Source organism: Segatella sinensis, assembly GCF_040095255.1.
Taxonomy (GTDB): domain Bacteria; phylum Bacteroidota; class Bacteroidia; order Bacteroidales; family Bacteroidaceae; genus Prevotella; species Prevotella sinensis.
The window spans coordinates 22,581-34,862 of record NZ_JBBNGE010000023.1 but is presented as its reverse complement, the minus strand read 5'-3'; the positions used below and the strand labels follow the sequence as shown (position 1 = coordinate 34,862).

The window sequence follows — 12,282 nt, the reverse complement described above, 5'->3', positions numbered from 1 at the left end:
GTATAAAAGAAATTAATGACTAGATACATTCTTTCCCTGATAGCAGCATTATTCATAACCTTGAGCAGTTTTGCGCAAGGCAGCCTTCCTAGTCGCTTTAATGTAAGCTATCTCAATATGGCGGCAGGAATGCCTAATAATTTTGCGGATGATATTTTCCAGGATTCATACGGTTTCGTCTGGATCAGTACACATGGCGGTGGACTGGTACGTTATGATGGATTCAATTATATGAACTTCAATCTGGGCTCATCCGGTATCAGTCTGCGAAGCAATAGCTGCCGCAATGTGTATGAAGATCATTTCAAGCGCCTTTGGATAGCTTTCGAGGAAGGTCCGCAGGTGCTCGACCTCAAAACGATGCAGCCCATCATTCCACCTTGTGAGAATGAAAAAGTAGAAGCTCAGCTCTACAAGGCACTCAAGAATCTTTGCACCCGAATGTATTGTGATGCAAAGGGCAATGTATGGATGGTATCTTTCAATCTCCTAACCCGAATCTCCTTCAATGAGAAGGGGGAGGTGAATCGTGTCTTGTCCATCAGCTACCCTTACAAAGCTCCTGACCTCGGCCTTTGCGATGTGTATCGCAATGGCACGGTGGTGATGTGTAACAATGGAGTAGTGAGTGAATTCTCTGTTCAAAACAACAGATTGGCGGCAAAGAACATCAGTTCTATGTTCTTACCGCTTGATTACCGATATGCGGGAGCCGTCATTTCTTATCATGGAAAAATCTGGTTGGGAACCAACCGTGGCTTGTATAATAGTGCCAAGCAGGAGTTTCATGCTTCAGGCACAGTTCATTCACTCCAGCATGAGGTGGTAACGAGTCTTGCCATCACAGAGGATGATAAGCTCCTGGTGGGTACCCTCTGTGGTGTGGATATTATAGATGATAAGACTGGTACGATCGAGCATTGGAATTGTAGCAGTGTGAATCCGTTGAGTAGCAACTTTGTAAACAGCTTGTTGGCTAAGGATGGACAGATCTGGGTAGGTACCGAAACGGGTGGTATCACCAAGTTGGCACCACGCCAGTTGCAACTGGAATTTTTCAAGCACGATGCAGCGAATCCAGCCAGTCTTTCTCCGAATGCGGTGAATGCGATGTATGCAGCCCCGGATGGCACCCTGTGGGTAGGAACCGTAGAGGGCGGACTCAATGCTCTGGCTCCTGGCAGCAGGAACTTTACCCATTATACGATGGCAAATTCCGGTTTGCCCCACAACAGTGTTTCCACGCTTGCTGCCGATAACCGGGGGAATCTGTGGATAGGCACCTGGGGTACGGGCATTGCTGTGATGAATCTCCAGCAGCCGGGCAGGATCATTCCTCTTGTGGTAGATGCCAAGCATCAGCCTTTCCTGAATTTTGCAGGAGTGCTGGTGTATGATCCGATCAATGATGGTATGTGGCTGGGAACCAATGATGGTCTCTTCTTCTACGATTTGAAGCGGCAGCAGTTGATAGAGCCTTTCAGGGGCTGTCTGAATGTGCGCGGTTGCATCGGAAGCCTGATTACCCGAGATGGCAAGCTCCTGATGGGATGTGTGCAGGGTATGGTAGAGATTAACCTCAAGTCGCGTATCCCTGGAAAAGGTGATTTCGCAGTCAAGTATCATCAATATAAGTTAGATGATCCAAAGAGTGGAGTGATAGACAAGATTCTCTCTTTCTGTCTGGCGAAGGATGGCAAGATTTGGCTGGGCAGCAATGGCTACGGCTTGTATTGCTATAATTATAATAAGGAGGGAAAGACATACGTGAAGTCCTTTACCACGAATAATGGATTAGCCAACAATACCGTGAAGGGTATTGTAGAGGATAACCAGGGTATGTTGTGGATAGCCACGGATAATGGACTCTCCATCTTCAATCCGAAGACCGAGACCTTCAGCAATTATTCCCGTAAGGACGGACTGCTCAGTTCGCAGTTCTATTTCAATGGCGCCATCCGTGATGCCAAGGATAAGATCTATCTGGGTACCGATGAGGGATTGATGGCTGTTACGGGTGTGAACCATGCAGTTCATAACGCAGCAAGGCTGCGCTTTACTGAACTTCTGGTTGATAATCAGCCGGTGTTTGCCGGCAGCGATTATCTGGACGATGATATATCCATTGCCAAAAGGTTGTGCATCCATGAGAGCGACAAGTCGTTTACGATCTTCTTTTCTGCCTTGAATTATGGCAACGATAGTCAGGGTGTATATCTCTATCGCATGAAGGGCTATGAGAACGATTGGGTTCAGCTCCAACCGGGACAACATAGTGTGCGCTATTCTACCTTGCCGGCAGGTAGCTATCAGTTTGAAGTGAAATATATTCCTTCCTTTGATTCCGATAAGGAGCAGGTTATCTCCGTGGATATCAAGGTAACTCCTTATTTCTGGAAGAGTTGGTGGTTTGTCTCCTTGATGGTGATAGCCTTCATCGCCTTCCTGCTCTACATCTATACCAGCAGACTGGAGAAGATGCGCGAACGCGAGGTGGAGGAACTCTATCGTCCGATAGAGGCTGCTCTGAAGGATAGTGATGAACCGGGCAAGTTGCAGAGTCGCATCCAGATGATTCTGGAGAACCAGAAGCGCTATCAGGATAGTCAGAAGAAGTCGATAGAGGCTGACAGGAAACAGGTAGCTGAAAAGGAGCGACCGTTTATGGATATCGTGATGGAGGTGATGGAAAAGAACTACGATAACTCGGAGTTCGGTGTGCAAGAGTTGGCTGATGAAATGCGTATGAACCGCAGTGTGCTCAGTAAGATGCTGAATGCTGAGGCTGGTCAGCCTACCGCCCAGTTTATCCGCAACTATCGTCTTGACATCGCAAAGAAGATGATTACAGAAAATGTGGCAAACCGGAACATCACGGAGATAGCCTATCGTGTGGGCTTCAATGATCCGAAGTATTTTACCCGTTGTTTTACCAAGCAATATGGAGAATCGCCTTCCGCTTTCAAGGAATCTCTCGAGAAGGAAATGAAATAATGAGTATGTATTTATATCAAATCGCTTGACCTGCGTCAAGCGATTTTTTTGTTTGTATGTTAGCTTATCTAGTTTTTTGTTCCTTTTTGTTAAATCCACCTATGGGGTTGTATAAATGGTGGAAAAAGTGCGTAAATTATGTAAAAATCGGCAGATTACGCATTTTGTCCACCTATTATTTACGTTTGTCCACCTGCTTAATAGTGATTAATTGTACTTTTGCCACCGAAAATTAACGATCAAACCGATTTGCGGTAACAAACAAACCGTTTGAAAATTAACAAACCATAGAAAATTAGAATAAACAAAATCATAAACCTAAAAAGTTTTAAGCAATGAGGAAACAATTATTCTCTATGATGCTATGCCTAGGAGCTGTCGGTGGTGCTTCTTTCGTAACCCCGATGACCGCTATGGCTGCTGTAGCACAGGACCAGGTGATTACAGTCAAGGGACAGGTTGTAGATGATCAGGGCGAACCTCTGATTGGTGCAACAGTGAAGACCAAGGATGCCAAGACCGGTGCTGTAACTGACCTCGATGGTAACTTCGAGATCAAAGTAAAAGCTAACGCTACTCTTTTGGTTAGCTATTTGGGCTTCAAGGAGCGCCAGATTGCCGTTCGCGGCCGTGCGATCCTCGAACCTATCCAGCTTTCTTCAGACAACCAGTTGCTCGAACAGGTTGTCGTAGTGGGTTATGGTACCCAGAAGAAGGCAGACCTTACCGGTTCTGTAGCTATCGTCAATGCTGAGGAGATGAAGAAGGTGTCTAACTCCAACATCTCTACTATGCTCGAAGGTAAGGTAGCTGGTGTGCAGATTACATCCGATGGTCAGCCAGGTGCCGACCCAAGCGTACGTATCCGTGGTATCGGTTCTTTCGGTAGCACAGCTCCTCTTTATGTCATCGATGGTGTGCCAATGGGTACCACTATCCGTGATTTCTCTCCTAATGATATTGAGACCATCCAGATTTTGAAGGATGCTTCTGCGGGTGCCATCTATGGTTCTCGTGCAGCTAATGGTGTCGTTATCATCACAACCAAGAATGGTAAGAAAGACCAGCCTCTGAAGGTGAACTACTCTGGTTACTTCGGTGTTGACCAGATTCCTAGCGATGTATATGACGTGATGAATGCCGACCAGTATAGCAACTATCTGGGTCAGGCTTGCTCTAACTCCAACACTCCTCTGCCTGGTGGTTACAAGATGGGCGAGGATGGCAAGTATCACTTCCAGGATGCAACCAACACAAATTGGTTCGATGAGGTGTTCAAGACTGGTATCCGCCAGAACCACAACGTAGCCCTCAGCGGTGGTAGCTCTCACAGTACTTATAATGTATCTCTCGACTACTATAACCAGAAGGGTACATTGCAGGGTGCAGGTCCTAACTACGAGCGTTATACAGCCCGTGTGAACAACACCATGGATACCAAGTTCGTGAAGTTCCGCACCAGCATGGTTTATTCTCACTCTAACCAGGACAACATGGGTCTTTCCAATGCCTCAGAGTATGTCCAGGGTCTTTATGGTGATGTAACCAACGTGCTCCGTGGTACACTTCTGATGCAGCCAACCATCAAGGCTTACGATAACTCAACATGGGTTCTCGATGACAAGGTAGGTGCAGCCAACGGTTATCGCTACGATGCATACGGTTATGGTGTTTACTATGACAGCGTACATGGTGACATCTCTGCATCCAACCCATTGCTGGTTAATAACCTCCTGCAGCGCAACACCTTGGTTGACCGCTTCGTAGGTACTGCTTCTGCTGATGTTGATCTCTTGGGTATGGTAGGTATCAAGAGCAAGAACCATGGTCTTCACTATAATGTAAACCTCTCTTACAGCAAGACAGAGGCAAAGGATAAGACCTGGATTCCTTCCTGGATTCAGAGCAACCGTGTATATCTTGCCAAGGAGAATGAGCGCCTTACCAAGGGCTCACGCAACTACAGCGACGCCTTGGTTGAGAATACCATTACCTACAATGGAACAATCGGTAAGCACAATATCAACCTGCTCGCTGGTATGACTTACGAGGAAGAGAATACCAACCTCTTGACAGGTTGGGGTATCAACTTCACTGAGCCTTACTTCCTCCAGCTTCAGAATGCCAAGAACACTTACTCAGAGTCATACGAGTATAAGCATAGTCTGGCATCATACGTAGGCCGTTTGAACTATAACTATGCTGAGAAGTACCTGATTTCTGCAGTAGTACGTCGTGATGGTAGCTCCCGCTTGAGTAAGAACATCCGTTGGGCAACCTTCCCATCTGTATCTTTGGGCTGGCGCTTCGATAAGGAAAAGTTCTTCCCAATCAGTCAGGATATCGTTAACATGTTCAAGATTCGTGCCAGCTATGGTGAGCTCGGTAACGAGAATATCGGTGAGTACCAGTATATGGCTACCATGAACCGTAACAACATGACTTACAGCTTCGGCAACAGTCCTGTAACCGGTTCTGCCGTTTCTACCTTCGTGAACAACGATATCGCATGGGAGAAGAAGAAGACTACCAACGTGGGTATCGACCTCGCGATGTTCAACAACCGCCTGGAGTTCACTGCTGAGTGGTATAAGAACAAGTCAGAAGACTTGCTTTACTCTGTTCCTGTTCCTGCACAGACTGGTGTATCCAACACCTCTGTAACCATGAACGCTGCCTCTATGGAGAACAGTGGTTTCGAGTTCAGCGCAACCTATCGCAACCGTGACCACGCCTTCAAGTATGACATCAGTGCCAATTTGAGTACCTTGAAAAACAAGGTAACTTCTCTGGGTATCGGTAAGGACTCTTACATCTCTGGTGCATACGCTACCTACGTAGGTCAGGAGATCGGTCAGTTCTATGGTTGGGTTTACGAGGGAATTGCCCGTACACAGGCAGATCTCGACAACCACGCTACCCAGCAGGGTGTTAATGTAGGTGATTGCCTCTATAAGGATATTTCTGGTCCAGAAGGAACTCCTGATGGCGTAATCGATGCATACGACCAGACTGTATTGGGCAGTGGTCTTCCAAAGGTGAACTTCGGTTTGAGCACCCATATGGAGTATAAGGGCTTCGACCTCAATATTTCTACCTACGGAGTATTGAACTATCATGTATCAGATGATATCTATAATAGCTTGAACTCTTGCTACGGCTATGGTAACAAGGAAGTAGGCATGCTGGATGCCAATCGCTGGTCAGAGGATGGTACCTACCTTTCAAGTGTTCCACGTACCTACGCTGCCAACAATGCAACATTGGCATGGAACGACCTCTTCTGCTCTCGCAAGATTCAGAATGCTGCTTACTGGAAGATTGCCAACGTAGAATTGGGCTACAACTTCCCAGACAAGTGGTTTGGTGGATATGTCAGTGGCGTACGTCTCTATGTATCAGCACAGAACCTCTACACTTTCACAGGCTATCATGGATATAATGTGGACTATGCCGGTGGTACCTTTACCCCAGGTTACAACTTCTGCTCTTTCCCAAGTGCCAGAACATTTATGGCAGGTCTCCACTTCACATTCTAATAGTTTAAGAGATAAGGAAAACTACGAGAATTATTATTTAAAAGAACATTTGATATGAAACTATATAAATTATCATTAGCTCTCTTCCTTGGCCTCGGTGCAATGGCTACCACCTCATGCGAGGACAAGTTGGATGTTACCAATCCTAACCAGCAGACCACCGGAACCTTCGGTTTCAATGCTGATGATTTGGAAGAGTGCGTTATTGCAGCATACAACCATATTCGTATGGAAGGTTCTTCGGCACGTGTGGGTTATACCCTCGATGTGACACGTGGCGATGAGGTATGGAACTCATCACAGGTATGGTATATGCCTTTCGATGACATGGACGACCCAGTGACAGATGAAATCTCCATGTGGCCTTGGCGTGAGGCTTACTATACTATTAATGTATGTAACTTCATCCTTTCACGTACCACAGGTGATGATGCTTCGCTCAGCGAAAGTATGAAGCGCATCAAGGGACAGGCTCTCTTCCTCCGCGGTTATTCATACTATACATTGGCAGGATATTACCAGAATCCTGCACTGATTACTGATTATGCCAACTATTCTTCTCTGGATGGTCTCTATGGCAAGAACAGTACCTACGATGATGTGCTCGACCAGGTGGAGAAGGATTTCGCAGAGGCGATGACACTTCTTCCTTCCCGTGATGCTGGTGGCGAGTGGGCAAAGGGTCGTGCTACCTGCGGTGCCGCTGCCGGTTACTATGCCCGTACTCTGATGCTGCGCCATAAGTATAGCGATGCGCTCACTGTACTCAAGGACATCATGAACAAGAAGTATGGCTCTTACAAGCTGATGGCTAACTATGGCGACAACTTCCGTGAGGGTTCTGCTTACGAGAACAACGACGAGAGCCTCTTCGAGATTCAGTATCTCGACTACGGTTCACAGGGTGTGGATGATGAGTGGACTCCTGTCAATACCAGTCCTAACGCTACACAGGGTCATGCCGTAGAGTCTAACTTCGCTCCAGGAAGATTCGGTGGATGGGCAGACCTCTCTGCATCTCCATGGTTGTACAACCTCTTCAAGCAGGAGCGTACCAAGGATGGCAAGCTCGATCCTCGTCTCTACTGGACTATCGGTACCTACGAGTCTGACTGGATTGGTTTCGAGAATGGCAATGTAGCTTACAAGAGTGAAATGACTCCTAATGATACCATCGTCACCAACAACAACTATGGTGGTCTCCCTATCGCTAAGTGGACTAATTTCCGTACTAACCTTTATGACAAGGTAACTACAGGTCTTCATTGCGGTATCAACCTCCGTATGATGCGTTACTCAGATGTATTGCTTCGTGCTGCAGAGTGCGAGAACGAGGTAAATGGTCCTACACAGCAGGCTATCGACTGGATCAATCAGGTTCGTGAGCGTGCCAGCCTGAAGGATCTGAGCCTCTCTGATTTCGATACCAAGGATAAGCTCTTCGAGCAGATTGCCAATGTAGAGCGTCCTAAGGAGTTCGGTTGCGAGTATGGTCGTGGTTACGACCTGATCCGTTGGGGATTCTTCTATGATCAGGGTCGTTTGGCTCAGTTGAAGGAGCACGGAACCTTCCGTCGTTCTCCATACAAGGCAAAGGAGCCGGTAAGCTACTCTTTGGTAGGTGTTGATCCTGAGCTGAAGAGTTCTTACGATACATACGTACCGGGTCATGAGTTCCTGCCAATCTATCAGGGTTTGCTGAACGATAACCCTAACCTGACTGGTAACTCTGCGAATACCAATACAGACAACTCTACTGATTTCTTCGGTAGAGGCTGGACAGTTCACCCAGTAGTAAACTTGGGCAAATAACAATATGGCTTATCTCATGGTGCAGCATCTCCTGCCCATGAGATAACCTGAAAATCATATATTTACAATATAGAATATATAAAATATGAAACACCTAAATAAAATAGCATCTGTCTTCTGCGTGGCAGCAATGGCTTTGACAGCATTGACAGGATGCGAGGGAAGTGACATGTTCAGTGTTAACTCTCCTGATTGGATTTCAGAGAAGATTGACTCCATCAATGCTGCTAAGGGCAATGAAAATGCATTGCCAGAAGGTGAGGAGGATGTTTACACCGTTGGTGCTACTGACTATTCTTCTGGTTTCTGGACAGCCTTCTCTAAGTATTATGTCATACCTGAGGGCAAGACCTGGAATGCCGTGTTCAATCTGAACATCAACCCATCGGCTCCTAATACCTTCAAGAACTTCGCCCTCATCCTTGCTAGTGATGATGATCGTGGTGGCGCTAACTATAAGGAGTATGGAGCTATCCGTTTCGATAATCAGCCTAGCGGTAACTCTGAGTGGGGTGACTATATCGACAGAAGTGGTGTAGTAAGTACTCTTACTTTTGATACTGATACCGATGAAGGTGTACAGAAGCTCGGTGGTACTGTGGTTCTTACTGTTGACCGTTCAGACCCTAATGCTTTCAGCGTCAAGATTACCAACGGTACTGTAACCAAGACTTACAAGCAGTCAACCCCTCTTCCAAATCTCAATCCTGATGCAAGCGATACCAACATCCGTGCATTCCTTGTACCGGAAGGTTCTTACATCAACTTCCTCCAGTCTAACCTCGAACCTATCGGTGGTTTCACTTCTGCAGAGGATAAGCAGCCTCTTTCTATGGAGTTGCACTCTGTTCCTAAGAAGGTTTTGGTAGGTACATCTCTTGAGGATGCAATGGCCAACGTTTCTGCTACCATTACATTCGAGACAGGTATCACCAAGGAGGTTCCTGCTGCTGAACTCGGATTCGTGGCTGTTCCTAATATGGATCAGGTAGGTGTGAAGACACTCGTTGCTATCTATAACAAGACATTCAAGAACGAGAACTGCAGTACTCCTATCGCAGGTCAGGCTCAGTTCAACGTGGTAGATAAGATGTTCAACTGCCTGGGTGCTACAGACAACTCAACTCCATTCTTCGGTGTTCTGTCAGATCCAGTAAAGGTAGCTCCTCATGAGACTCAGGTGATGCAGTTTACCAACTATACCAATGGTGGTAATAACTGGGAAAACTTCCTCGTTGTAATGGTAAACGGTGATGGAACAGAATACGGTGTTACCCGTGCCGACTGCTTCGGTTGGGGTACTGCTTACGAAGGTAAGGCAACTCCTTTCGGTGCTCCTGAAAATTGGGCTACATGGCTCGCTGACATGGATGGCGCCAAGGTTACTCTCTATACAACCAACAATGGTGATGGCACAGTAGATATCAAGTACGATATCGTTGCAGCCAATGGTCATAAGTATCACATGGGCTACACTGGAATCTCTGGCGTAGATGCCAACGATTTCTTTGTCAAGCTCTCTCTTGAGAAGGCTCACCTGGAGTTTGATACCGTCATCGGTAATGAGGACAATACTTCTGCTTTCTTAGGCGCTCTCTCTAAAGTGTTTGATGTTCCTGCAGGAAAGACCGTTTCTACTCAGTTTGTCAACTACACAGCTGGTGGTTCCAACTGGTTCAACTTTGTAGCAGTTCTTGTCAACAAGGCAAACGATAAGGAGTATGCTGTAGTTCGTGCCGACAACTACGGTTGGGGTACTGGATATGATGCATGTACTCATGCCTGCTCATGGGAAGACTGGGGTGCTTGGCTTGCTGCCATGGATGGTGCCAAGGTTCAGCTCTCTGTAACCAATGTAGGTAATGGTACAGCTAACATCAAGGCAACCATGATAGGCAACAATGGTGTAACCTACACCCAGACCTATAATGGCATCAACAATATCGATGCCAATGACCTGGCGTTCAAGCTCACCATGGAGAAGGCTCATCTGGTATTCGATTTGCCATTTGCCAATTCTTCATTTGTATCAGCACGCAAGCATTACTCACGTGCACATCGCAGATAAGAGATTTTTGAAATAGTATGATAAGGCATGACCTATGCGGAAACACATTCCCATAGGTCTGCCTTTTTTCAGAAAAGAAGATAATAAAACTAACTAAACGAAAAGAAAAATGAAAAAGCTTCATATATTTGCCCTTTTGCTGGCTTGTACGCTGGCGGTAGGATGCAGCAGTAGCAGTGATGATCCGGAGATTCCTGTGAATCCAACTCCTACACCGACTCCAACCCCTACACCAACTCCTGGTGATCAGACAGCAGAGGAACTGGCTAATTACAAATGTCCTATCTATAGTGATAATTATACATCGGTGGCTGCCTGGACACAGCGCTCGAAGTGGAATCTTGCCAATATGCACGATCCTACGGTGGTGAAGGCATCTGATGGATATTATTATATGTATCAGACTGATGCCAGCTATGGCAATGAACATCAGAAGGATATCCGCAACAGCAACAAGCACGGACACTTCTTCTGCCGCCGCTCCAAGAATCTCGTAGATTGGGAATTTGTAGGAGCCACCATGGTGGGCTTGCCTTCCTGGGTAAAGACAAAACTCAATGAATTCCGCAAAGGCATGGGAGTGGCTGAACGTCCTGACAGCTATTTCGCCAATGACCTGGACTTCGGCTTCTGGGCTCCATGCGTGCGCAAGGTCAACGACCATCTCTACCGTATGTATTATGCCATCACCTGTCCTGGTACCATCAATGGTGACGGAACCTGGAGTGAACGCGCCTTCATCGGACTGATGGAGACCAGCGATCCGGCTTCCAACAAATGGGAAGATAAGGGATATGTCATCACTAACGCTTCTGACAAGGGATTGAATTTCAAGGTAAGATCAGATGATTGGGCAAACTGCTATTTCAAGTATAATGCCATCGACCCTACTTACGTCATCACTCCAGAAGGAAAGCATTGGCTGATATATGGTTCCTGGCACAGTGGTTTCGCGGCTGTGGAGCTTGATGCCAATACGGGTAAGACCAAGGCAGCCTTGCCTAACCCATGGGGTACAGCCGATGATATCGCTGCTTACGGAAAGACCATCTTTACCCGTACGTTGAATAACCGTTGGCAGGGTTCCGAGGCTCCAGAGATTGTATATCATGATGGCTATTATTATCTTTTCGTTGCTTACGATGCCCTGGATGTTCCTTACAATACCCGTGTGCTCCGTTCCAAGAACGTGGATGGTCCGTATGAGACCATGAATAGTAAGATTACCGATGCTGCCAAGGGTGCCAATGAGGAACCTACCGTGCTGACTCATCCTTACAAGTTCAGCGCAGGAAGCGGTTGGGTAGGTATCAGCCACTGTGCCGTATTCGATGATGGTGCAGGCAACTGGTATTATGTTTCCCAGCAGCGTATGCCTGCCAATGTTGCAGGTATTGCAGCCAGCAATGCCATCATGATGGGTGGCGTGCGTTCTATCCAGTGGGATAGCAACGGATGGCCAGTCGTGATGCCTGAGCGTTATGGAGCTGTTCCACAGGCGACAATCACCGCCAGCGAACTGGAGGGAACCTGGGAAGGTATCGAACTCTCTTATGAGTATGGCAAGCAGAAGACCAGCAAGACCTTCAAGCTCAGCAGCAATGGCGTGATGGAGGGTGGTTCTGCCTGGAGCAATGTCAAGGCATGGAGCTTCGATGCTTCTTCCAACACATTGACCATCGGTACTACCAAGCTGAAGGTTCAGCGTGAGGTAGATTGGGAGGCAAGTCCTCGCAAGGTTACCATTGTTTACTCGGGTGTGAGTGGCAACAGAAGCTATTGGGGAAAGAAGAATTAAGATCTTTAGTTAGTTTTAAGTTTGACCGCATCTGCGGTTTTTTAACAGTCATAAGGGGAGCTAAGCTGTGA

Annotated in this window: 4 protein-coding genes and 1 pseudogene; all 5 read left to right on the top strand. The window is 46.9% G+C overall.

All coding sequences use genetic code 11. From position 1 onward, the window contains the following. The first annotated feature begins 15 nt into the window (after positions 1-15). The 5 genes and pseudogenes from AAAT87_RS08105 to AAAT87_RS08085 all read left to right on the top strand — a co-directional run bounded on the left by AAAT87_RS08105 (position 16) and on the right by AAAT87_RS08085 (position 12,211). Entirely contained in the window at positions 16-2,994 is a 2,979-nt protein-coding gene (locus tag AAAT87_RS08105; protein ID WP_349226154.1) for a two-component regulator propeller domain-containing protein, read from the top strand. 335 nt (positions 2,995-3,329) lie between these two features. Continuing rightward, positions 3,330-6,533 carry a SusC/RagA family TonB-linked outer membrane protein gene (locus AAAT87_RS08100; RefSeq protein WP_349226153.1) on the top strand — a complete coding sequence of 1,068 codons (3,204 nt, stop codon included), beginning with the start codon at positions 3,330-3,332 and terminating at the stop codon, positions 6,531-6,533. Between the two features lie 54 nt (positions 6,534-6,587). After that, entirely contained in the window at positions 6,588-8,345 is a 1,758-nt protein-coding gene (locus AAAT87_RS08095) for a RagB/SusD family nutrient uptake outer membrane protein (RefSeq protein ID WP_295023804.1), read from the top strand. An 85-nt stretch (positions 8,346-8,430) separates the two neighbouring features. Further along, positions 8,431-9,873: pseudogene (locus AAAT87_RS08090) on the top strand (hypothetical protein); the annotation flags it as partial. Between the two features lie 649 nt (positions 9,874-10,522). Further along, the gene (locus AAAT87_RS08085; RefSeq protein WP_349226151.1) at positions 10,523-12,211 is read left to right on the top strand and encodes an arabinan endo-1,5-alpha-L-arabinosidase; all 1,689 of its coding nucleotides are present in this window, start codon (positions 10,523-10,525) and stop codon (positions 12,209-12,211) included. The last annotated feature ends 71 nt before the right edge of the window (positions 12,212-12,282 follow it).